Origin of the sequence: Streptomyces sp. NBC_00663, assembly GCF_036226885.1 — a bacterium.
In the GTDB taxonomy this organism is placed as follows: domain Bacteria; phylum Actinomycetota; class Actinomycetes; order Streptomycetales; family Streptomycetaceae; genus Streptomyces.
Map to the genome: position 1 here is coordinate 1,385,724 of NZ_CP109027.1, position 22,606 is coordinate 1,408,329.

General features: G+C 72.0%; 22 protein-coding genes and 1 tRNA gene. 7 read left to right on the forward strand and 16 right to left on the reverse strand.

Annotation, left to right across the window (positions count from 1 at the left end; genetic code table 11):
* The first annotated feature begins 112 nt into the window (after positions 1-112).
* Complete coding sequence (locus OG866_RS06330) at positions 113-847, forward strand: TetR/AcrR family transcriptional regulator (protein ID WP_329332441.1); 735 nt, start codon at positions 113-115, stop codon at positions 845-847.
* 176 nt (positions 848-1,023) lie between these two features.
* Complete coding sequence (locus OG866_RS06335) at positions 1,024-2,319, forward strand: hypothetical protein (RefSeq protein WP_329332442.1); 1,296 nt, start codon at positions 1,024-1,026, stop codon at positions 2,317-2,319.
* Positions 2,320-2,462: 143 nt separating this feature from the next.
* Here OG866_RS06335 and OG866_RS06340 read toward each other — a convergent pair whose 3' ends face one another.
* Positions 2,463-3,344: an EamA family transporter gene (locus OG866_RS06340; protein ID WP_329332443.1), complete on the reverse strand. Its 882-nt coding sequence runs from the start codon at positions 3,342-3,344 to the stop codon at positions 2,463-2,465.
* A gap of 69 nt (positions 3,345-3,413) precedes the next feature.
* Between OG866_RS06340 and OG866_RS06345 the strand changes: the two genes are divergently transcribed.
* Together OG866_RS06345 and OG866_RS06350 are read left to right on the forward strand one after the other, a co-directional pair.
* Positions 3,414-4,277 (forward strand): LysR family transcriptional regulator, encoded by an 864-nt coding sequence (locus tag OG866_RS06345; RefSeq protein WP_329332444.1) that lies wholly within the window; start codon positions 3,414-3,416, stop codon positions 4,275-4,277.
* 56 nt (positions 4,278-4,333) lie between these two features.
* Positions 4,334-5,335 carry a glycoside hydrolase family 43 protein gene (locus OG866_RS06350; RefSeq protein ID WP_329343949.1) on the forward strand — a complete coding sequence of 334 codons (1,002 nt, stop codon included), beginning with the start codon at positions 4,334-4,336 and terminating at the stop codon, positions 5,333-5,335.
* 4 nt (positions 5,336-5,339) lie between these two features.
* Here the strand turns inward: OG866_RS06350 and OG866_RS06355 are convergent, their stop codons facing one another.
* Complete coding sequence (locus OG866_RS06355; RefSeq protein ID WP_329332445.1) at positions 5,340-6,341, reverse strand: LacI family DNA-binding transcriptional regulator; 1,002 nt, start codon at positions 6,339-6,341, stop codon at positions 5,340-5,342.
* Positions 6,342-6,464: 123 nt separating this feature from the next.
* Between OG866_RS06355 and OG866_RS06360 the strand changes: the two genes are divergently transcribed.
* Complete coding sequence (locus OG866_RS06360) at positions 6,465-7,619, forward strand: Gfo/Idh/MocA family protein (RefSeq protein WP_329343951.1); 1,155 nt, start codon at positions 6,465-6,467, stop codon at positions 7,617-7,619.
* Positions 7,620-7,774: 155 nt separating this feature from the next.
* Here the strand turns inward: OG866_RS06360 and OG866_RS06365 are convergent.
* The 8 genes from OG866_RS06365 to tdh all read right to left on the reverse strand — a co-directional run bounded on the left by OG866_RS06365 (position 7,775) and on the right by tdh (position 14,125).
* Positions 7,775-7,848 (reverse strand) — tRNA-Pro (locus tag OG866_RS06365).
* Positions 7,849-7,910: 62 nt separating this feature from the next.
* Entirely contained in the window at positions 7,911-9,239 is a 1,329-nt protein-coding gene (locus OG866_RS06370; protein WP_329332446.1) for an MFS transporter, read from the reverse strand.
* A gap of 95 nt (positions 9,240-9,334) precedes the next feature.
* The gene (locus tag OG866_RS06375; protein WP_329332447.1) at positions 9,335-9,694 is read right to left on the reverse strand and encodes an MmcQ/YjbR family DNA-binding protein; all 360 of its coding nucleotides are present in this window, start codon (positions 9,692-9,694) and stop codon (positions 9,335-9,337) included.
* A 30-nt stretch (positions 9,695-9,724) separates the two neighbouring features.
* Complete coding sequence (locus tag OG866_RS06380; RefSeq protein ID WP_329332448.1) at positions 9,725-10,285, reverse strand: GNAT family N-acetyltransferase; 561 nt, start codon at positions 10,283-10,285, stop codon at positions 9,725-9,727.
* Positions 10,282-10,869, reverse strand: coding sequence for a helix-turn-helix domain-containing protein (locus tag OG866_RS06385; protein WP_329332449.1), 588 nt, complete (start codon positions 10,867-10,869; stop codon positions 10,282-10,284). Before OG866_RS06385 ends, OG866_RS06380 begins: the two co-directional genes overlap by 4 nt.
* A 35-nt stretch (positions 10,870-10,904) precedes the next feature.
* Complete coding sequence (locus OG866_RS06390; protein ID WP_329332450.1) at positions 10,905-11,813, reverse strand: LysR family transcriptional regulator; 909 nt, start codon at positions 11,811-11,813, stop codon at positions 10,905-10,907.
* Positions 11,814-11,850: 37 nt separating this feature from the next.
* Positions 11,851-13,068 carry a glycine C-acetyltransferase gene (locus OG866_RS06395; RefSeq protein WP_329332451.1) on the reverse strand — a complete coding sequence of 406 codons (1,218 nt, stop codon included), beginning with the start codon at positions 13,066-13,068 and terminating at the stop codon, positions 11,851-11,853.
* Positions 13,069-13,096: 28 nt separating this feature from the next.
* On the reverse strand, positions 13,097-14,125 hold the full coding sequence (tdh, locus tag OG866_RS06400; protein ID WP_329332452.1) for an L-threonine 3-dehydrogenase: 1,029 nt from the start codon (positions 14,123-14,125) through the stop codon (positions 13,097-13,099).
* 232 nt (positions 14,126-14,357) lie between these two features.
* Between tdh and OG866_RS06405 the strand changes: the two genes are divergently transcribed.
* Positions 14,358-14,966 carry a GPP34 family phosphoprotein gene (locus tag OG866_RS06405; protein WP_329332453.1) on the forward strand — a complete coding sequence of 203 codons (609 nt, stop codon included), beginning with the start codon at positions 14,358-14,360 and terminating at the stop codon, positions 14,964-14,966.
* 62 nt (positions 14,967-15,028) lie between these two features.
* On the opposite strand, the gene OG866_RS06410 is transcribed toward OG866_RS06405, so the two are convergent.
* From OG866_RS06410 to OG866_RS06430, 5 genes are all read right to left on the reverse strand, one after another.
* Complete coding sequence (locus tag OG866_RS06410) at positions 15,029-15,607, reverse strand: GAF domain-containing protein (RefSeq protein WP_329332454.1); 579 nt, start codon at positions 15,605-15,607, stop codon at positions 15,029-15,031.
* A 73-nt stretch (positions 15,608-15,680) separates the two neighbouring features.
* The gene (locus tag OG866_RS06415) at positions 15,681-16,280 is read right to left on the reverse strand and encodes a GTP-binding protein (protein WP_329332455.1); all 600 of its coding nucleotides are present in this window, start codon (positions 16,278-16,280) and stop codon (positions 15,681-15,683) included.
* Positions 16,258-16,629: a DUF742 domain-containing protein gene (locus OG866_RS06420; protein ID WP_329332456.1), complete on the reverse strand. Its 372-nt coding sequence runs from the start codon at positions 16,627-16,629 to the stop codon at positions 16,258-16,260. Before OG866_RS06420 ends, OG866_RS06415 begins: the two co-directional genes overlap by 23 nt.
* Positions 16,630-16,631: 2 nt before the next feature.
* A complete protein-coding gene (locus OG866_RS06425) occupies positions 16,632-17,075 on the reverse strand; it encodes a roadblock/LC7 domain-containing protein (protein WP_329332457.1) in 444 nt (147 codons plus the stop codon).
* Between the two features lie 122 nt (positions 17,076-17,197).
* On the reverse strand, positions 17,198-19,438 hold the full coding sequence (locus OG866_RS06430) for a sensor histidine kinase (protein ID WP_329332458.1): 2,241 nt from the start codon (positions 19,436-19,438) through the stop codon (positions 17,198-17,200).
* Positions 19,439-20,468: 1,030 nt separating this feature from the next.
* On the opposite strand from OG866_RS06430, the gene OG866_RS06435 reads away from it, so the two are divergent.
* A complete protein-coding gene (locus OG866_RS06435; protein WP_329332459.1) occupies positions 20,469-21,179 on the forward strand; it encodes a histidine phosphatase family protein in 711 nt (236 codons plus the stop codon).
* A 40-nt stretch (positions 21,180-21,219) separates the two neighbouring features.
* Here the strand turns inward: OG866_RS06435 and OG866_RS06440 are convergent, their stop codons facing one another.
* Positions 21,220-22,485, reverse strand: coding sequence for an MBL fold metallo-hydrolase (locus OG866_RS06440; protein ID WP_329332460.1), 1,266 nt, complete (start codon positions 22,483-22,485; stop codon positions 21,220-21,222).
* Between the last annotated feature and the right edge of the window lie 121 nt (positions 22,486-22,606).

The window sequence follows — 22,606 nt, forward strand, 5'->3', positions numbered from 1 at the left end:
ATGACGGCGACCATTGCTGAAATGTCGTATATTTACGCTGTATACGTACACCCTGCCCTCAGAGGGGCCTAGAGTCAACAGAGGGGACGCAATCGACAAGCCGAGGAGAGCCATGGCCGGAAATCAGGCAAGGACCCGGAGGAATGCCGACGCCCTCACGCAGGCGCGCCGCGCCAGCGACCGCGGCCGTTACGGCCGCCTCAGCCGCGAGCGCGTCCTCGCCAGCGCCCTGGAGCTGGTCGACCGCGACGGCCTCTCCGCGCTGAGCATGCGCCGCCTCGGCGCGGAGCTCGGCGTCGAGGCGATGGCCCTCTACCGGTACGCGGCAGGCAAGGACGCCCTCCTCGACGGCCTGGTCGAGGCGCTCCACCTGGAGCTGGAGGAACGGCTGGCCGCCGACACCGCCGCCGTGGACGACTGGCGGGCCGAGCTGGGGCGGATCGCGCGGGCGACGTACGACGTCTGCCTCGCCCACCCGCAGGTCGTGCCCCTCCTCTCCACCCGCATGCTCGCCGTCCCCCTCGCCCGTCGACCGCTCGCGACCCTGCGGCACCACGAGCGCGTCATCGCCCTGCTGGAGGAGGCCGGGCTGGACGCGGACCGTTCCGCCACCGTGTTCCGCGCCTTCACCGCCTGGGTGCTGGGCTATGTCTCCGTCGAGCTCCAGGCCATGGTCGACAACCCCGAGGAGCCCGACCCCGCCTTCCGGCTCGGCCTGCACCACATGCCGCCCCAAGAACTGCCCCGGCTGCGCGCGACCGCCCCCGCCCTCGCCGAACCGGGGGGCCCGGAGGGGCTGGTGGCGGGGCTGGACGCACTGCTCGACCGTTTCACCGGAGACGCGTGAACGGAGACGTGAACTCCGGTCGTCCCAGGGGCAAGCCGGTTGCGTCGGCGGGTGTGAAAGGCGGGCCAGGAGCGCCGTACAACCGTTCGGCGCCCGCGGACGTCTGATCTTCGGGAACGCGTTCCCCGAGGTTCATCCGTCCGTCACTGTCCCCCCACCGCCCCGAAGGACCTTTCATGCGCCACGCCGCACCCGGCACCCGTACGCTCCGACAGGCCACCGGCGCCCTCGGCGCCGTCGCACTGATGGCCCTGGGTGCCTCGCCCGCAGTCGCCGCCGACTCCACGCCCGAGCCCCAACTGGTGCTGGGCGAGATGGCGTCCACGGTCGACGGTCTGAAGCCGGGCAGCACCTACGACGTCCCGGTCAGCTTCACCAACACCGGTACCGAGGCGCTCGACAAGGTCTACGTGCAGTACTCCGTCACCCACGGCCTGAGCCACACCGAACTGCCCTCCAACTGCGGCCTCTACGACGTCGGTTCCTACGACGAGATACCCGACGAGTCCTACGCGATCTGCGCGTTCGACCAGACCGTCGAGCCCGGTGTCGTCTACGCCCCCGAGAAGGCCCTGACGCTGAACGTGCTCGGCCACGCGCTGCACGACGAACTCCGCGTCGTGGTCGACACCGACGGCTCGCTCCCCGGCGACAGCGGCGGGCAGCCGGTGCCCGGTACCGGTCCCGCCGTGAAGCTCGTCGAGCGGCCCGACGCGACCCCGGCCGCCCCGGGCAGCGGCGAACACGAGGGCTGGGACGACGCCAACATCTCCGTGAACGCGGTGAATACCGCCGACCTCCAGGTGTCCGGCTCGGACCTCAGCGGCGAGGTCGGCGACACCGTGCCGCTGGACGTGAAGCTCACCAACGCCGGCCCCGGCTGGGTCCTCGGCAAGCTGGACACCTCGGTCACCAAGGTCCGCGTCACGATCCCGGCGGGTACGACCGTCACCAAGAACCCCTGCACCAAGGTCGCCACCGGGGTCTACGAGTGCGGCACCGCCCAGCGCTGGCTCAACGAGGGCTCTGTGGAGACCCGTTCCTTCAAGCTGCGGATCGACAAGGCGGTCACGGGCGCCAAGGCCACCCTCAAGCTGACGGGACAGGCCCGGCCGTACGACAAGAACCCCGAGAACGACACCGCCCAGATCCCGCTCGACGTCACCGGCGGCTCGTCCGGCAACGGCGGCGGGTCGTCGAGCGGCTCCGGTGACGGCGGCTCCACGTCGTCCACGGGCGGCGACTCCGGGACCTCCACCGGCGGCTCCGGCTCCGGCTCCAGCGGCGGCTCGACCACGTCCGGCGGCTCCTCGGCCTCCGGCGCCTCCGGGTCCGTCACGACCGCCGACGGCGACCTGGCCAGCACCGGTTCCGGCGCGACGCTGCCCCTCGCGGGCGCGGCGGCAGCGGCGGTCGCCGTGGGCGCGGGCGCCGTCATCGTCGTACGGCGACGCAGGGCGGCCCAGCAGTAACCTCCACCAGCCCGAAAGAGAGGGAGCCCCCCCCCGCAGGGGCTCCCTCAGCGGCCTCCCACAGCCCTCCCCCAGCGACCCGCGGGGCTCCCCCTCAGCAGCCTCCCGCGGGGCTCCCCAGCGACCTCCCGCAGCGCCCCCCATCAACCCCCCGCCCGCACCGCCCCCACACTCGCGACCACCACCAACCCGATCGCCCCGCACTGCGGCAGCGACAACCCCTGGCCCAGCACCAGCCAGCCCGCCGTCGCCGCGAGCGCCGGCGCCAGGCTCATCAAGACCGCGAAGGTCGCCGCGGACAGTCGGCGCAGGGCGAGCAGTTCGAGGGTGTACGGCACTCCGGAGCTCAGCACCGCGATGGCGAGGCCGAGGCCCAGCACGCCCGGCTCCAGCAGTGCCGCTCCCGACGCGGCGACCCCGAGCGGCAGGCTGACGAGCGCGGCGACGCACATCGCGATCGCAAGACCGTCCAGACGCGGAAAGCGGGCGCCCGCACGGGCGTTGAGCAGGATGTACGCCGCCCACATCGCCCCGGCGCCCAGCGCGAAGGCCACTCCGCCGGCGTCGAGGCTCCCCAGGTCGCCGCCGCTCAGCAGACAGACCCCGGCGAGCGCGAGCGCGGCCCAGAGGAAGCTCGCCGCGCGCCGCAAGACCAGCACCGACAGCAGGAGCGGGCCGAGGACCTCCAGGGTGACGGCCGCGCCCAGCGGGATGCGGGCGATGGCCTGGTAGAAGAGCAGGTTCATGCCGCCGAGGGCCAGGCCGAAGCCGGTGACGACGGCCCAGTCGGTGCGGGCGTGGCCGCGCAGCCGGGGCCGGGTGACGGCGAGGAGCAGCAGCGCGGCGAAGGCGATCCGCAGACCGACCGTGCCGAGCGCCCCGGCGCGCGGGAACAGCAGCGCGGCGCAGGCCGATCCGAACTGCACGGACACCGCGCCGGAGAGCACGAGGCCGACGCCGCCGAGACTTCCGCGCCCCGCCGGGTGCCGTACGAGCGTGGGCGAGCTGGTCACCGTAGAGGTCATGGCGTTCACGCTAGGCAGCCGGCCGCTCCCCGTGAAATGCCGATTTCCCTGCGGTTATGCTCTGGAAGCATGACCGTGGAACTGCGCCACCTGCGGGCCTTCCTCGTCATCGCCGAGGAGGGCAACATCACCCGTGCCGCCTCCCTGCTCCATGTGAGTCAGCCCGCGTTGTCGCGCACGCTGCGCCGGCTGGAGGACCATCTGGGCGCCCGTCTCGTCGACCGGTCCACCCATCATCTGGAGCTGACCACGCAGGGCCGGGTCTTCCGCGACAAGGCCGCCGCCGCACTGTCCGCCGTCGACACCGCCCTCGACCCGGGCGGGCTGCGGAGCTGGCCGCTCCGTCTCGGGCACCCCTGGGCGGCGCTCGGCGACCACACCGTCGCGCTGCTCCGCCGCTGGGACGAGACACACCCCGACACCCGGCTCGAACTGCTCCGCGTCGACGACCGCACGGCGGGCCTCACGCAGGGCAGGGTCGACGCGGCCCTGCTGCGCGGTGCGGTCACCTCGCCCGGGCTCCGCACCGAGCTGCTGACCTGGGAGGAACGGGTCGTCGTCCTCCCGGCCGACAGCCCGCTGACGGACCTCCCCCGGGTCACCCTGGCCGACCTGGTCGACCGTCCGATCGCCGTCAATGTCGTGGCCGGTACGACGACGATGGACCTGTGGCCGCCGACCGCCCGCCCCTCCGCGACCATCGAGGTGACCAACACCGACGAGTGGCTCATGGCCATCGCGGCGGGGCGCGCCGTGGGTATCTCCACGACGGCCACCCCGAGCAACCACGCCCACCCGTCGTTGGTCTACCGCCCCCTCACGGACGCCCCGCCCGTCCCGCTCGTCCTCGCCTGGCGCGAGGGGGTCGGGCACCCGGCCATCCCGGACCTGGTCACGCTCGCTCATGAGGTCCTGGCCGCCCGACGGCCCTGACCTCACAGGTCACACCACACCGCCGTATCGTTCGGGGCGTGGTGGAGAAAGCACTGATGCGGCTGCCCGACATGCCGCTGCACGATCCGTTCGTCGTCGCCGACGAAGAGACCCGCACCTACTACCTCTACACCTCCAACGACCCGTCCGTGTCGCGTGTGGAGGGCACCGGCACGATGGTCTACCGCAGCCGCGACCTGCGGGACTGGACCCGTCCGGTGCCGGTCTTCCTGACCGCCGACCAGGAGAACATCTGGGCCACGGACGGCGGTTGGGCACCGGAGGTGCACAAGTGGGCGGGCAGGTACTACCTGTTCACCACCCTGCACGACGTAGGCCGGCCCCTGCCCGTTCCACCGTCCAACCAATGGGGCACCCCCTTCCAGCTCAGGAACCATCTGCGCGGCACCGTCACCGCCGTGTCCGACTCCCTGCTGGGCCCGTTCACCGTCGTCGACCCCGAACGCCCCACCCCTCCCCCGCAGTTGATGACCCTCGACGGAACGCTCCACGTCGACCGGGAGGGGCAGCCCTGGATGGTCTACGCGCACGAGTGGTTGCAGACCATCGACGGCACCATGGAGGCGATCCGGCTGGCCCCGGACCTGACGCGGACTGTCGGCGACCCGGTGTTCCTCTTCAAGGCGTCCGACGCGCCCTGGCTGGGCGAGCAGATCCCGGCCGGCGTCCCGGCCCAGCTCCCGCCGTACATCACCGACGGCCCCCAGCTGTACCCCGCCCCGGACGGCTCGCTGCTCATGCTGTGGTCGACCTACGAGAAGAACACCGTCGGCCCGGACGGCAACATCAGCGGCGGCTACGTCCAGACGTACGCCGTCTCCGAATCCGGCGACCTCGTGGGCCCTTGGCGTCAGCAGCGCCCGTTGGTCCGCGACGACAGCGGGCACGGCATGCTGTTCCGCACCTTCGAGGGCCGGTTGACGATGATCCTGCACCGGCCGTTCGAGAACGCCCGGGGCAAGCTGTACGAGATGGAGCTCGACGGCCATGAGCTGCGCGTGGTCCGCCAGTGCACGGAGCTCGACGGCGGCGGCTGACCGGCTACGGTGGGGGCGGCGCCGTGCTGCCGCGCACCTCCAGGACGGGCGTGGCGAGTTCGACCTCGCGCGGCCGGTCCGGGTCCTCGATCCGGTCCAGGAGCCGCTGGGCCGCGCGCCGGCCCACGTCGCGGCCGGCGTTGTCCACCGTGGTCAGCCACAGGTGGCGCAGCCGGGACAGGTAGGTGTTGTCGTAGCCGACGAGCGACAGGTCCCGCGGTACCCGCAGCCCGCTCTCCTCGGCCGCGGACAGCGCCCCGACACAGGTCATGTCGTTGGCGGTGAAGATCGCGGTGGGCCGCCGCGGGCGGCTGAGCAGTCGTACGGCGGCCCGGTAGCCGCCCTCCTCGGTCAGGTCGCCCTGTTCCGTGACCGCCGTCCCGGCCAGCCCGTGCTCCCGCATCACCGCCTCGAAGCTGCGCCGGCGCAGCTCACCCACGGCCCCCTGGGCGGCGATGTGCGCGATGTGCCGGTGACCGAGCCCGATGAGATGCTCGGTGGCCAGTCGGGCGCCCTGTTCGTCGTCGTTGGCGACGACGTCCACGCCCGGCAGCTCCGGTTCCCGGGCGCCCGCGACGACGGTCGGGACCTGTCCGGCGGCGGTGCGCAGGGCCTCGGGGTCCTGGAGGGTGCCGACCGCGATCAGGCCGTCGACGCGCAGTTCGGTGAAGGTGCGGGTGAGGTCCTCGCCGAGGCGGCGGTTGAGGTGCCCGTCGGCGAGCAGCATGTGCAGGCCGCTGTCGTAGAGCCGGGAGTTGAGTCCGTCGAGGAGCTCCACGAACCAGGGGTTGCGCAGGTCGTTCAGGAGTACGCCGACCGTCCGGGTGCGGCGTTCGCTGAGGCTGCGGGCGGCGGCGTTGGGCCGGTAGCCGAGTTCCTCGACGGCGGCGAGTACGGCCGCGCGCTTCTCCGGACGTACGCCCTTGGAGCCCCGCAGCACCAGCGACACCAGCGACTTGGACACACCGGCGCGCTCGGCGACGTCACGGATGGTCGGGGTCCTCATCCCATGGACCGTTCCATACATGTTCCTCGCCCTGCAAGACCTTGACACCTGCTGTTGTCCGTCTCATCGTAGGCCATCAAGGCTTTGGAACGGTCCAAAGGCAGGGTCCGACGAAGGGCGGTCATCGTGGACAGGCTCGGCATCGCCGTGGTGGGTTTCGGCTGGATGGGGCGGGTGCACACCCAGGCCTACGCCCGGCTGCCGCACCACTTCCCGCAGCTGCCACTGCGGCCGGAACTGGTGACGGTCGCCGACGAGGTGCCCGGCCGGGCCGAGCAGGCGGCTGAGCAGTACGGCTTCGGGTCCGCGACCCGGGACTGGCGCGAGGTGGCCGCCGATCCGCGCGTGCGGGCCGTGAGCATCACCGCCCCGAACTTCCTGCACCGTGAGATCGGCGTCGCGATGGCCGAGGCGGGCAAGCACATCTGGATCGAGAAGCCGGTCGGTCTGACCGCCCAGGACGCGGGCGCGGTCGCCGACGCGGTCACCAAGGCCGGTGTGCAGGGCACGGTCGGCTTCAACTACCGCAACGCCCCCGCCGTCCAGGCCGCCCGGGAACTGATCGCCGCCGGCGAGATCGGCACCGTCACCCATGTCCGCATCCGCCTCTTCAGCGACTACGCCGCCCATCCCGAGGGCGCCCTGACCTGGCGGTACGAGCTGGAGCGCGGCGGCAGCGGCGTCCTGGGCGACCTCGCCTCGCACGGCGTCGACCTCGCCCGCCATCTCCTCGGCGACATCGAGTCGCTGACCGCCGACACCGCGATCTTCGTTCCCGAGCGCGCCCGCCCCACCGGTGCCACCGCGGGCCACACCCGCGCGACGGGCGGCGAACTGGGCCCGGTGGAGAACGACGACTACGTCAACTGTCTCCTGCGTTTCTCGTCCGGCGCCCGGGGCGTCCTGGAGGCCTGCCGGGTCTCGGTCGGCGAGCAGAACAACTACGGCTTCGAGATCCACGGCACGACGGGCGCGGTCTTCTGGGACTACCGGCGCATGGGCGAGCTGGGCGTCAGCCGCGGCACGGCCTACCAGGACCAGCCCGTCAGCACGGTGTACGTCGGCCCGGGCGCGGGCGAGTTCGGCGCGTTCCAGCCGGGCTCGGCCAACACCATGGGCTACGACGACCTGAAGGTCATCGAGGCGTACGGGTTCCTCCGGTCGGTGGCCGAGGGGACGCCGTACGGCGCGACGCTCGACGACGCCGTGGCGAGCGCGGCGGCGCTGGACGCGATGAGCCGTTCCGCGGAGCGGCGGACATGGGTGGATCTCGCGTGAGCGCGGGGAGTGAGGGGTGGGCTGTCGCGGTGGCCGCCGAGGTGGGTGCTCGTGGTACCGCCGCCCCCCATGCCCTCGTCACTGACCTGGGAACGAAGTGACGGCACAAGAAAAGGCCCTCACAGGTTGTCGCCTGTGAAGGCCTCTCCGCACCGTCGGGACGACAGGATTTGAACCTGCGACCCCTTGACCCCCAGTCAAGTGCGCTACCAAGCTGCGCCACGTCCCGGTGTCCGTCTGACCTGGGGTTTCCCCCGGCCGAACGTGCAGGGAAACAATACCGCACTCGGGTCAGTGGTCGCGCACCCGTTTGTCGAGAGCCCCGGCGTCATCGGCGCGCACCAGGTTGCGTATCGGTGCTGTCGCGAGCAGGGCGCCGCAGACGACCAGGCTCATCACCCCGGCGACGAGAAGAACGTGGTCGGCGCCGAGGGCAGCGGCGGACGGGCCCGCGAGCGCCTGGCCGACCGGCATCAGCGCGAGGGAGCCCGCGACGTCGTAGGCGTGGATGCGGTTGAGGGCGTCGGGCGGGACCTGGGTCTGGATGCTGGTCGCCCACATCACGCTCCAGAAGGCCATGCCGGTCCCGGCGACGGCGGCCCCGGCCATCATGGCGGGCACGCCGAGGCCCGCGCCGACGGCCGCCGGGAAGGCGCCGAAGCCGACCAGGGCGATCGATCCGGCGCGCAGCATCCGGCGGGGGCGCAGCCGCAGGGCGAGGAGTCCGCCGACGACGGTTCCGGCACCGAGGGCGGAGTTCACCAGGCCGTAGGCGCGCGGTCCGTGGTCCTGGACGACCTCGGTGGCGACCAGCGGGACGGTCGGGCCCGAGACGGCGATCATGTAGAGACCCCAGATGGCGATCACGCCCCACAGCCAGCTGCGCGCTCTGAACTCCCGCCAGCCGGTGACCAGATCGGCCCGGAAGGTGCCGGCCCGGTGCGGTGTCGGCCCGTCGTCCGGGGCTCGCGGCGGCAGCCGGAGAAGTACCAGACACAGGGCACTGACCGCGTACATGGCGGCGTCCACGGCGAAGACGCCGCCCGCCGAGGCGAAGCCGACGAGCAGCCCGGCGCACACGGGTCCGGCGAGCTGGGCGCCCGCCTCGGCGATGCGTATCGCGCCGTTCGCGCCCTGGACGTCGGTGGCGAGCCGGGGGACGGTGCTGGCGACTCCGGGCTGGAACAGGGCGCCCGCCAGGCCGTTGACGAAGCCGATGACGCAGATCTGCCAGAGCACCACGTGCCCGGAGAAGAAGAGCGCGGCGGCGAGCGTCTGGGTGGCGAGGCGCACCAGGTCCGCGCCGATCATCACCTTGCGGGTGTCGAAGCGGTCGGCGACCACACCGCCGAACACCACGAACCCGGCGAAGGAGGCGGCGGAGGCGGCCATCGCGAGGCCGACCGCGCCCGCTCCGTACCCGTGCTGGAGCAGGCCCGTGGCGAGGGCGACGGGGAGGATGGTGTGGCCGAGGGCGGCGACGGCGCGGGCGACGAAGAACAGGGCGAAGTCGCGGGACCAGACAGCGGGCGCCGGTGTCCCGCTGCGCGGACGGTCGGCGACGTCGTCGGCGGGTGCGCGATGCGCGTCCCTCCGCCCCTTCGACGACACCTCGGTCATCCCTCACCCCGTCTCCCGAGCACCACCCCCGCCGGCGGCCACCTCCGCCACGCCGTCGGATCATGCCACGGGGCACTGACAGCCCCCGGGGAATTTCACTCCCCGACCGGCCGCCCCAACTCCGGGTAGCTGTCGAGGAGTCGGGGCGGTGCCGCCTGGCGCCAGGAGTCGGCCAGGATGTCCCGCAGTTCGTCCTCGTCCTCCAGGGCGGCGAGGCGGGCCCGCACCCAGGCGAACTGCGCCTCGTGGTCGGCGATCCAGAACTTCTCCGGCTCGGCCAGGACCAGTTCGTCCCGCTCCTCCGTCGGGCAGCGCACCGCGAGGGAGGTCTCCTCCTCGGGCAGGGTGGCGAACATCTTCCCCGCGACCCGGAACGTGGGCATGCTCCAGGCGATCTTCTCCGTCGTCTCCGGCAGGGACAGGGCGATACGGCGTACGTCTTCGGCATCCGGCATGGGACGCACCGTAGCGGCTGCCACTGACAATCACCTGGTGGGAGCGGTTGTCCCCGGATGCTCGCCATGACCGGCCGCTCCCAGGTTCTTGTAGTAGAGGGTGGTCCCCCTGAGCACCCCGCCCGGGTCCGCCGCGTAGTCGGGGATCACGCCGACCCTGGTCCAGCCCGCCGAGGTGTAGAGGCGCTCGGCCGGGCTGTCGGTCTCGGTGTCGAGGTGGAGCAGGGTGAGGCCGGCGTCGGCGGCGGCCTGTTCGGCGGTCGCCAGAAGGCGGCGTCCCAGACCTCGCCCTCGTGCGTCCCGGTGCACCATCAGCTTGACCAGTTCGGCGCGGTGGCGGCTGTTGGGCTTGTCGGGGAAGGCGAGCGTGACGGTCCCGAGCGTCCGGTCGTCGCCGCGGACGACCCAGACGGCGAGCTGTCCGGCCGCCACGCCGCCGGCCCGTTCCTTCCACCAGGCGACGGCCGCCGCACGGTCGAGGGGGGCGAGGAAGCCGATCGAGGCGCCGCCGTCGACGGTGTCGACCATCAGGTCGGCCAACTCCTCGACATACCGGCACACTTGATCCGCGTCGAGTCGGATGACGGTCACGGCAGCACCACCGCCAGCACATACCGCACCGGCTCGTCCCCCACGCACCGGAACCGGGTCGCCCCCCGCACCCGCAGCCGCAGACAGTCGCCGGCGTCGAGGTGGTGCTCGACGTCCTGCGCGGTCATGGCGAGGGCACCTTCCAGCACCCAGATGTGCTGTTCGAGGCCGGGTACGGGCGGCCTGTCGTAGGCGATGTCGGAGCCCGGGGCGAGCCGTCCCTCGACGAGTTCGCCGCGCAGCCCGGTGTGCGGCGGTGACACGGAGCGGCGTACGAAACCGGAGGCTCTGTCCTGCCACACGGGCTGCTCGGCGGCCCGTACGAGGAGCGGGGGTTCGGTCTCGACCTCGCTGAGGAGCTGGGACATGGTCCGTCCGTAGACCGCGCACAGGCGGTTCAGCAGCGAGGCGGTGGGGCTGGTCTCCGCGCGCTCGGCCCGGGACAGGGTCGACTTGCTCACTCCGGTGCGGGCCGCCAACTCGCCCAGGGACCAGCCGCGTTCGGCACGCAGTTCGGTCAGCCGGGTGCCCAGGCGGGCGTCGACGGGGTCCGGACCGGCCTCTCCGGCCTCAGCTTGTCTCATATTCGGGACGGTATCCCAGATATGAAACAGCCGGGTTACGTCCCGCTCTCAGCCGCCTCCGCGAGCGCCTCCACCACCGGACGGATCAGCGGATGCCCCTCCGCTCCCCGGCGCACCGCCGCGAACACCCGGCGGGTGGGCGCGACGCCGTCGACCGGCCGGACGACCACGCCCGTGTGGTCCATGCCGATCAGCGCCGAGCGCGGTACGAGGGCCACTCCCGCCCCGGCCGAGGCCAGGGCGACGACCGCGCGGAAGTCGTCCGAGGAGTGTTCGAGGCTGGGCTGGAAGCCCGCGTTCTCGCAGGCCAGGACGACGACCTCGTGACAGGGGTTGCCCGGGTAGGGGCCGATCCAGGGGTCCTTGGCGAGCTCCGCCAGGGGTACCTCGCCGGCCTCGGCCAGCCGGTGGCTCACCGGGACGACCGCGTCGAAGGGCTCGGCGTACAGGGAGACATGCGTCAGACGGGGGTCGTCGGCGGGGGGCGCCCCGCGGTACTCGACGGCGACCGCGACATCGACCTGCCGGTCCAGGACCATCGGCAGGCTGGCGTCGCCCTCGGCGTCCTGGACGCGGATCCGGATGCCGGGGGCGGTCACGGCGAGCCGCGCCACCGCGGGCGCCACGACCAGGGCGATGCCGGTGGCGAAGGAGGCGACGGTGACCGTGCCCGCCTCGCCCGAGCCGTACGCGGCCAGCTCGGCCTCCGCGCGCTCCAGCTGGGCGAGGACGGCGTTGGCGTGGCTGAGCAGGATCTCGCCGGCCGCGGTCAGCCGTACGCCCTTCGCGCCGCGCTCGACCAGTCGGTGGCCGGTCTCCTGCTCCAGGGCCGTGAGCTGCTGGGACACCGCCGAGGGGGTGAGATACAGCGCGGCGGCAGCCGCCGTCACCGTACGGTGGTCGGCCACCGCCCGGAGGATGTGCAGCCGCCGCGCTTCGATCATGAGATCGATTGTCTCAAATGCCCCCGTGTGCTCCGGCTCAGCCCACCGACTCCGTGGAGGCCTCCGCTTCCAGCTCGGCTCGGGCCGCGACGAAGGCGTCCACCGCGCGGTTCACGTCCTCCGTGGAGTGCGCCGCCGACAGCTGGACGCGGATACGGGCCTGGCCCTGCGGCACCACCGGGTAGGAGAAGCCGATCACGTAAACCCCGCGCTCCAGGAGCAGCTCCGCGAGGCGGCCCGCCTTCGCCGCGTCGCCGATCATCACGGGGGCGATGGCGTGGTCGCCGGGGAGGATCTCGAAGCCCTCCTCGGTCATCCGGCGGCGGAACAGGGCCGTGTTCTCGTTCAGCCGGACCCGCAGGTCGTCCGCCGACTCCAGCAGGTCGAGGACCTTGAGGGAGGCCGCGGCGATCACCGGGGCGAGCGTGTTGGAGAACAGGTACGGGCGCGAACGCTGGCGCAGCAGGGCGACGATCTCCGCGCGGGCGGCCACATAGCCGCCGGACGCACCGCCGAGCGCCTTGCCGAGGGTGCCGGTGATGATGTCGACGCGGTCCATCACGCCGTGCAGTTCGGGGGTGCCACGGCCGCCGGGGCCGACGAAGCCGACGGCGTGCGAGTCGTCGACCATGACCATGGCGTCGTACCGGTCGGCGAGGTCGCAGATCTCGCTCAGGGGCGCTACATAACCGTCCATGGAGAACACTCCGTCGGTGACGATCAGGCGACGGCGCGCGTCGGAGGCGTCCTTCAACTGCCGTTCCAGGTCGGCCATGTCGCGGTTGGCGTAGCGGAAGCGGCGGGCCTTGGACAGACGGATGCCGTCGATGATCGACGCGTGGTTGAGGGCGTCGGAGATGACCGCGTCCTCGGGGCCGAGGAGGGTCTCGAAGACACCGCCGTTGGCGTCGAAGCAGGAGGAGTAGAGGATCGTGTCCTCCTGGCCGAGGAACGCCGACAGGCGGGCCTCCAGTTCCTTGTGCACCTCCTGCGTACCGCAGATGAAGCGCACGGACGCCATGCCGTAGCCCCAGCGGTCGAGCGCCTCGTGGGCGGCGGCGACGACCTCGGGGTGGTCGGCGAGACCAAGGTAGTTGTTGGCGCAGAAGTTGAGGACCTCGCCGGGGCGGCCGCCCGCGGTGACGGCGACGGTCGCGGACTGCGGGGTGCCGATGACGCGCTCGGGCTTGTGCAGACCGGCGGCGCGGATCTCGTCGAGGGTGGCGCGCAGGTCGTCGCGCACGGAGTCGAACATGGGAGAACTCCTAAGGAATGCAGGTGACTTACGCGGTCCAGTCGAGGATGACCTTGCCGCCGCGGCCACTGGCGGCGTCCGCGAACGCCGCCTCGTGGTCGCGGTAGCCGTAGCGGCCGGTGATCACGGGGGCGAGGTCGAGGCCGCCCTCCAGGAGGACCGACATCGCGTACCAGGTCTCGAACATCTCACGGCCGTAGATGCCCTTGATGGTGATCATCGAGGTGACGATCCGCGCCCAGTCGACCGGGAACTCCTGGGCGGGCAGGCCGAGCATGGCGATCCGGCCACCGTGGGTCATGTTGGCGATCATGTCGCGCATCGCGGTGGCGTTGCCGGACATCTCCAGGCCGATGTCGAAGCCCTCGCGCAGCCCGAGCGTGCGCTGGCCCTCGGCGATGGAGGACTCGGCGACGTTCAGGGCGAGGCTGACGCCGATCTTGCGGGCGAGGTCGAGGCGCTCCTCGCTGACGTCGGTGATCACGACGTTGCGCGCGCCCGCGTGCCTGGCGACGGCGGCGGCCATCAGACCGATCGGCCCGGCACCGGTGATGAGCACGTCCTCGCCGACCAGCGGGAAGGACAGCGCGGTGTGCACGGCGTTGCCGAACGGGTCGAAGATCGCGGCCACATCGAGGTCCACGGGCACGCGGTGCACCCACACGTTGGCGGCGGGCAGGGCGACGTACTCCGCGAAGGCACCGTCCCGTCCGACCCCCAGGCCGACCGTGGCCCGGCACAGGTGGCGGCGGCCGGCGAGACAGTTGCGGCACTTGCCGCAGACGAGGTGCCCCTCACCGCTGACCCGGTCGCCGACGGCGATGTCCGCCACGTCACGGCCGGTCTCCACGACCTCGCCGACGAACTCGTGGCCGAGCACCAGCGGCGTACGGATCGCCTGCTGCGCCCAGCCGTCCCAGGACCGGATGTGCAGATCGGTGCCGCAGATGCCGGTGCGCAGCACCTTGATCAGTACGTCGCCGGGTCCCACGGCGGGCTCGGGCACGTCCGCGAGCCACAGCCCGGGCTCCGCCTTCTCCTTGACCAGTGCCTTCACCGCTACGGCTCCTGTGGGTGCGTTCCCGTACGCGAGCACGCCGAAGAGGCCCGCAGCCGGGAAGAGGGAGGGAATCGCGTAGCAATCTGCCGTACGACGCGCCCTCAGGTCCATCGAGGTTTTCTTAAGCGCCGCCGCAGATCTTCTTCACGCCGCCCTTGAGTGGGGAACACCGCCGCCCACCTGCCCGTTGAGATGGCCGAGGACGCCCGCGACCGATCTGGAGCCGCTGATGAACACCGCACGTGATCTCGCGATCGTCGCCCTGGAGGCGAGCCCGGACAGATCCGTGGAACAGGGCGAGCTGTCGCTGGCGCTCGCGGCGTCCGAGCTGCTCGACCTCGTGGCGGCGGGCGCGCTCGGGGTGGACGGCGACCTGGTCGTGCCCGGCGGGCAGTCGGCGCCGGTCGACCGCCTGCTCACGGAGGCCGCCGCCACCGTCGTACGACAGGAGCCGTACGAGTCGGTCGAGGACTGGCTGTGGCGTCGGGGCCGCGGGCTGTCCTCGGCGTACGACTCCGCCCTGGAGCAGGAGGGGCTGACGAGCCTCCCGCGGGGGCTGCGGATCGCGCGGCGCTCCGGGCACGCCGAGCTGGTGGAGTCGCCGGAGCGGCGGCGTGCCGAGGCGCGCCGGGACTCGGGCGAGCCGGTGTTCGCCGCCCTGGCCGCCGCGGCCGGCATCCAGGACGAACCGGACGGGGACGCGGCGGACCTCACCGACGACACGATCACTACGGTGCTGGCGGCCGTCGGAAACGCGGTGATGGAACTGGAGGCGGTCAGGCAGCGGCGGGCGATCGAGAACGCCGCGTTCGACAACATCTGGCGGGGCGGGGTGTGAGGGAGGCGTTGGGCGACGCGAAGTCGGCGTCGCCGCACGCGTGTTCATAGGAGCACACAAGTTCAGAGAGGCAGGCCGTCCGCCTCCATCTGCTCCACGCGGGCGACCAGTTCCGCCGCGGCCGACTTGATGGTCTCCAGACCGGTCCGGCCCCATTGCCGCGGCTCCACGTCCACGACACACACCGTGCCGAGAACCATCCCGCCTCGGTCGACGAGCGGTGCGCCCAGATAGGAGCGGATGCCGAACTCGTCGACGACGGGATTGCCGGCGAACCGCGGGTAGTCGCTCACGTCCTCCAGAACCAGCGCCTTGCGCCGGACCACCACATGCGGGCAGAAGCCGTGGTCGCGCGCCAGTTGGCGGCCGAGCCGCGGCTTGGTCTCGTCCGCGTCGGTGAGCACCGGTCGGACGTCGGGGAGGTGCAGTCCGGCGAAGAACTGCCGGTTCTCGTCGATGAAGTTGACCATGGCGTACGGCGCCCCGGTCACCTCGGCGAGCCGGGCCGCGAACACGTCGAGCGCGGGCTCCGGGCGCTCCCCCAGCCCCAGCCCGTGCAGTCGGCGGGCCCGCGCGGGGGCCTCCTTGTCCTCGGGGGTGAGCAGCAGACGACCGGCGGGACGCACCGGGTCGTAGCTCATGGGCGGGTTCCGTCGCGGTGGGCGAAGGTCATATGCGGCTCCGGGGAGTTGCGGGCGGGGACAGGGCGGGTGATCACATGTGGGCGCCATGGCTCGGCGCGGGTGCCGGGGCATGGGCGATGAGATGGCGGACGAGGGTCAGCAGGGTCTGCACGCCCGAACTGGAGATCCGGGCGTCACAGCGGACGATGGGGACCTCCGGGGCGAGGTCGATGGCGGCGCGGACCTCCTCGGGGTCGTAGCGGTACGAGCCGTCGAACTCGTTGATCGCGACGATGAAGCCGAGGCCACGCTGTTCGAAGAAGTCGACGGCGGCGAAGCAGTCCTCCAGCCTGCGGGTGTCGGCGAGGATGACCGCGCCGAGCGCACCCTCGGAGAGCTCGTCCCACATGAACCAGAACCGCTCCTGGCCGGGCGTGCCGAACAGGTACAGCACATGTTGCGGATCGAGGGTGATGCGGCCGAAGTCCATGGCAACGGTCGTCTCGACCTTGTTCTCGATGCCGTCGAGGTTGTCGGTCGCGGCGCTGACCGTGGTGAGCAGTTCCTCCGTACTGAGCGGGGCGATCTCGCTGACCGCGCCCACGAAGGTCGTCTTGCCTACTCCGAAGCCTCCCGCCACCAGGATCTTGAGTGCGGTGGGGAAGGGGTCAGAGCTGTCGTCGTAGTCCATCGAGCACTGCCTCCAGAAGGGCCCGGTCAGTCGGGTTGTGGTGGAACTCGGGGGGCTTGGTGGTGAGCGCCCCGCAGTCGACGAGGTCCGACAGCAGCACCTTGGTGACGGCGGCCGGCAGCTTCAGATGCGCGGCGGCCTCGGCGACCGAGACAGGCGCGCGGCACAGGTCGAGTGCCTGCGTGTGCTCGGGACCGAGGTAGCCGAGGGGGGTGGCTCCGGTGGCCATCACCTGTGACAGCAGGTCGAGCGCGACGGTGGGCCGAGTACGGCCGTTGCTGACCGTGAAGGGGCGCACCAGGCGTCCGGCCGCGTCGTCGAGCCAGGGCCCGTCGCCGGCCGCCGCCACGCTCAAGGCCTCATCACCGGGGACGCCGGGGATTCGACGGCGTGCTGCCGGGGCGCGGTCACCAGGTAGGGGCGGACGCTCTTGACCAGCATCGCCATCTCGTAGCCGAGGACGGCCGCGTCGGCCTCGCGGCCGGCGAGCACGGCGAGACAGGTGCCGGAGCCGGCGGTGGTCACGAACAGCAGCGTCGCGTCGAGTTCGACGACCACCTGGCGGACGTCCCCGCCGTCACCGAAGCGGACGCCGGCGCTGCGGCCGAGCGAGTACAGGCCGGAGGCCAGGGCGGCCATGTGGTCGGCGCTGTCGGTGTCGAGGCCGTGGACCGACTTCACGAGCCCGTCGCAGGACAGGAGGACCGCGCTGGTGGTGTGCGGGACGCGCTGCACGAGGCCGCTCATCAGCCAGTCGAGATCGGATACATGGCCGGTCGGCGCTTCGCTCGCCATGGTGGATCGACTCCTTGAGGTACGAAGGTCTGCGGGAGCGCTGGGTGTGCGGGGGAGGGTGAGAGTGGGGGTGCGAGTGGGGGTGGGGGTGACGCCGGGGGCGGGGGTGGTGGCAGGGGTGGTCATCCGGCTGATGCGCTCCCGTCGTGCCGGGTGGGGGTGTGGTCGGGTCGGGCCGGGGACATGTGGTCGTGGGACTCGGGGGCGGGGCGTGCCTCGGTGGTCCGGGCCGGGTCGAGGGGGGCCAGGGGGCCCAGAGGGTCCAGGGGGGCCAAGGGGGCCTGGGGGGCCTGGGGGGCCTGGGGGGCCTGGGGGGCCTGGGGGTAAGTCGGGCTTGGGCGGCCGGAGTTCATGTGACTCAGGTCTGTGTAGGTCTGGTCGGTGGCCAAGGGCGGGTCCGCGTGCATGTGCAGTGCATCCATGTGGGACGCGTCCGTGTGCAGTGCATCCATGTGGGACGGGTCCGTGTGGGCCGGGTCCATGTGGGCGGCGCCCGTGTGCGTGGGCCCCAGGGAATAGGCGCTGAAGTCCCCGTCCCCGGTGGTCTCCGCCTCCATGTGCTGCTGTGCCTCGGCGAGGCCGATGCCGCGTTGGAAGGCCGCCATCAGTCCCGGGTCGTGCCCGGCGGGGTACTCCGTGTCCGGTCGCGGTGCCGCCGGGCCGTCGCGGAGCTGGGGTGCGATGTGCTCCTGGGCGCGGCGCCGGGGCAGTTGGGGCTTGCCCATGGTGCCGCGGACGGTGCCGGTGCGCGGGGTGGGCGGCGCCGTGGAGGTCTCCGCGACGAGCCGCCGGTCGTCCGGCCGGATGCCCGGGACGGCCTCGGCCGGGTTGGGCCGCTCCTGCTGACTGCCACGCACGGGCAGCGGTACTGCGGGGGGTGCGGGTGCTGCGGGTGCCGCGGCGGGCACGACCCTCTGCGGCCCGGTGTCACCGAGGCCCCCCGCCCCCGATCCCCCGGTACTCCCCGGCACGGCGTGCGGATACTGCTGCGGCGGCACGGCGGCACCCGGCATGCCGGGTGCCGATGCGGACGGCCGCGCCTGTGACACCGTACCGCCACCGACCGAACCGCCACCCGCTCCCCCGTCACCGCCACCGGGCCCGGCGATTCCCATGCTGTCGGAGGTCCCCGGTACGACACTTCCGGGCGCACCCGGCTCCGCGCCCAACAGGCCTTGCGGTACGACGAGTACGGCCTGGACCCCGCCGTAGATGTTGGTCTGAAGCCGGACGTTGATGCCGTGCCGTCGGGCGAGCTGCGAGACCACGAACAGCCCGATACGGCCGTCCGCCAGCAGGCTCCCCACATTGACCTGGTCGGGGTCGGTGAGCAGGGCGTTCATCTTGTTCTGCTCGGCGACGGGCATACCGAGGCCGCGGTCCTCCACCTCGACGGCCAGCCCCGAGGTGACGAGGTTGGCGCGCAGCAGCACCTGGGTGTGCGGGGCGGAGAACACCGTGGCGTTCTCGACGAGTTCGGCGAGCAGATGGATGACGTCGGCGACGGCGTGCCCGCGCAGGGTGCCGTCGATGGGCGGGACGAGTTTGACGCGCGAGTACTGCTCGACCTCGGCGATGGCCGAGCGCAGCACCTCGGTCATGGGGACGGGGTGGCTCCACTGCCGACGTGAGACGGCGCCGCCGAGCACGGCGAGGTTCTCGGCGTGACGCCGGATGCGGGTGGCGAGGTGGTCGACGTGGAAGAGGCCCTTGAGGAGGTCGGGGTCCTCGATCTCGTTCTCCAGCTCGTCGAGGATGGAGATCTCCCGGTGCACCAGCGACTGGAGACGCCGGGCGAGGTTGAGGAAGACCTCCAGCTTCTGCTCGCTGCCCGCCTGGCTGGACAGTTGGGTGGCCTGGACCACGGCGGTGACGGCACCGTCGTGGGCGCGGGCCAGGTCGGCGGCGAGCAGCTCGAAGTCGTCGGCGCCGTCCGGAGGTCCGCCGGGCGGTGTGCGTCGGGGCGGCCCGTCACCACGCCGCAACGCCTCGACGAGGGCCCGCAGATCAGCTTCGCCCCGGGCACTGCTGCGGCGCAGGGCACCGATGCGGTCGCTCACCGACTTGGCGAAGCGGTCGGCGGCGACGGCGGCGATGAGGATGCCGGCGAGGGCCACCGAGACCGCGCCGGCGAGTACGCCCCAGAAGGTGAGGCCGGGCCGGGCGCCGGTGGAACGGACGGTGAAGAGGACGGCCGCCGAGGCGGCGAGGGCGACCGCGACGGGCGGCAGCACGGCGAGCCGCAGCAGCTGGGGCCGTATGTGGGTCTCGGGCAACGCGGCCACGGGCCGGGTGGCCGGCCTGCCGTGCCGGCCGCCCTCACGGCGGTCTGCGTGAGCTGCCGGTGCGCGGAGCTGAGACATCGGTGTCCTCGTACTGGTCCGTGTACTGGCCCGCCGGGCCTGGTCGCCGGGCGGACTCACCTGCCCACGGCCGGGCTGGTTCGGCTGTCCCGGACCGGGCTGGTTCGGCTGTCGGGGACCGGGCTGGTTCGGCTGTCGGAGAGCGGGAGGGCTCGGCTGTCGGGTGCCGGGCGGGTTCGACTGTCCACGACCGGGCTGCCGGCCACCTCCGCCAAGACCGTGCCGGCTCGACTGCCCACGGCCGGGCTGGCCGCCTCGGCCGGGGTCGGCAGGATTCCCTTGACCGGGGCCGACTGGATTCCCTTGGCCGGGGCCGGTTGGGCTCCCTTGACCTCCGCCGGCCTGGCTCCCGAGTCCACGGCCGGGCTCCCGGGGCCCGCTGCGCGCTCCCGCCGATTCCCCGGTGCGCTCGCCACGGGCGGCACGCACTCCCACGCGGTCGTCGGTCACCGGCTTCCCCCGTCTCCCGGTCGCGGTCGAGCTGGGGGGATCCCCATCGCGTCGACTCCCTCCTCCGGTCTGGTCCTCACGACACGGTGTCGGTCGAGAGCGCCGGGATTTCGGCCCTGCGTCGCCCGACGGACACTCACAGTAGTCGGCAACGCATCATGTGCGGTGGGCAGTTGACAAACTCGTACGGAGAGCGTCCCGCTCTGGTATGAGGCTTCGTACGACAGCCCGATAAGCCCGCTGGCGGCCCGTACAGTTCACTTCAGGCATCGATCAACGCTGGTCAGGGACGGTCACAAAACAAAACGGCCGGGCAGACCGCCCGGGACACTCGCCACCGCTCCGGGCGACGGAAGCGCCGCCCGCAGACAGCGCCGCGCCGCGACAAGCACACCTTGACCGCCCACCAAGCACCTCTACGAGCTTCACTCTCCGTAGCGCCCCGGAGGGCACACAGACCGTCAGAGGTGACCAGGGAGACGGAGGTAGGGACACTGGCTCGCCCGGGCCGGCCCGTCGCCGCCGGTTCCGGAAGCTACGATCTGCCGATCGGGACGATCCTCACTGGTGAGGGGAAATAATGAGTGACCGTGCAGGACCGACTCACGCGACCGATCAACCCACCCCTCCCGCAGAACGGCGCACCCGAGTGCTGTTCCTCAGGCACTGCCAGTCCGTGGACAACGCCGCCGGAGTCCTGTCGAGCGAGCCGCCCGGCGCCGGGCTCACCGACCTGGGACGGGAGCAGGCCGAAGCCGCGCTCGCGGCCTTGAGATCCGAGCCCGTCGCCGCCGTCTACACCAGCACGGCCAGACGCGCGGTCGAGACGGCCGACATCATCGCGAAGGGCTTCGACCTCGACCTGCCCGTGCGACGCGACCACGATCTGATCGAGTACGGGGTCGGCGTTCTTGAGAGGTCCTCGGGCAGTGCGGCCGGCCGCGAATCCCAGGACGTCCTTCGTCGGTGGATCGTGGACGGCGACCTTGACGCGAAACTACCGCTGGGCGAAACGGGCGGGTCGGTCATCGCCCGTTTCCGAGCCTCGATGGAACGCATCATCGGGACCCACGCCGGGGGAACGGTCCTTGTGGTCACCCACGTCGGCACGTTGACGATCGGCTTGGTCTCCCTTTGCGCCGACCTCTCGGCGCAGCGGGTGTGGGGTCGTCCCCTGCCCCATGGAACCTCGGTCGAGGCCACCGTGACCGCAGGTGAATGGTCGTGCCGGTTCTGGCCCACCGAGGATCAGAATTCAGCAAGTCGGCTCTCTTGGCGCGGAATTCCATGAGGAAGCGGAAATCCTTGAGGACGCGGAATTCCTCAAGGCATCAGCCCGCCGGAACCGCCTCCGGCTCCCCGCTCCCCTCAGTCTTTCCCTCACCCTCCGAACCGGCCGCGTCCTCCTGGGCCCGCGCCGCCGCCCCGGACGTCATCCCGATCGCGGCCTCGGTCGCCAACTCAGCCGCCGGCCAGCCGCCGGAGGGCGCCGCGGCGACCCCGCGCCACCACGGCTCGACCGGCACGCTCTCGCCCGTCGGCTCGAACGGCTCGCCCGGCCGGGGCAGGGCGATGCGCGTGCCTTCCGTACGGGCCGCGGCCAGGGTCCCCTCCCCCGGCTCCGCCCACGCGTGCGTGGCCAGGTTGAAGGTGGCCCAGTGGATCGGCAGCATCGGACCGGCCGACGGGCCGCCCTGGAGGTCGAGGTGGGCGCGCATGCCCTGCTGCGGCGTCATGTGGATGTCCGGCCAGAAGTCGCTGTACGCGCCGATCTGGATCATCGTGGCGTCGAACGGACCGTGTTCGGCGCCGATCTCCTTGAAACCGTCGAAGTAGCCGGTGTCGCCGCTGTGGTAGACCCGGTGTTCGTCACCGGCGACGACCCAGGACGCCCAGAGGGTGTGCTGGGTGTTGCGCAGGCCTCGGCCGCAGAAGTGGCGGGCCGGGGTGGCGGTGAGGGTGAGGCCGCCGACCTTGGTCGCCTCGTGCCAGTCCAGTTCGCGCAGCCGGTCGGCGGAGACACCCCAGTGTTCGAGGTGGGCGCCGACGCCGAGCGGCACGGCGAACAGGGTGTCCGTGTCGGCCAGTGCCTTGATCGTGGGCATGTCCAGATGGTCGTAGTGGTCGTGGGAGATGACGACCACGTCGACCGGGCCGAGCGCGGCCAGCGGCAGGGGCACCGGGTGGAGGCGCTTGGGTCCCGCGAAGGGGAACGGGGAGCAGCGCTCGCCCCACACCGGGTCGAAGAGGACCCGGTGTCCGTCGATCTCGGCGAGCACGCTGGAGTGGCCCATCCAGGTCAGCCGCAGCCCCGTGACCGGCGGCTTGGCGATGTCGGCGAGGGTGGTGGGGTGCACCGGGATCGTGCCCTTGGGAGCGCGGCGCGGGCGCTCCTCCTTGTCGAAGAAGACCTTCGCGAACTCCAGCGTCGAGCCGGAGGGACGGGTCCGGGCCTCGCCCCCGGGGTTCTGGAAGACGCCGTCCTTGAAGTGGGGTGATCTGCGGATACGGGCGAGGCGCTCACCGCTCGGGTCCACGCCGAAGGCCTCGGGTTGCAGGCCGCTGAGCCCGGAGCTCAGGGAACCGAAAACGGACACGGTACCTCCTGGTGGAGTCGGTGAGGTCTTCCATTATGGTCGGCCTCTCCGACAATCCCCGGATCACCCTGGTCACGGCTGCGTGAACGGCACCTCGGAGATCCCGGAGATCCCCGCACCG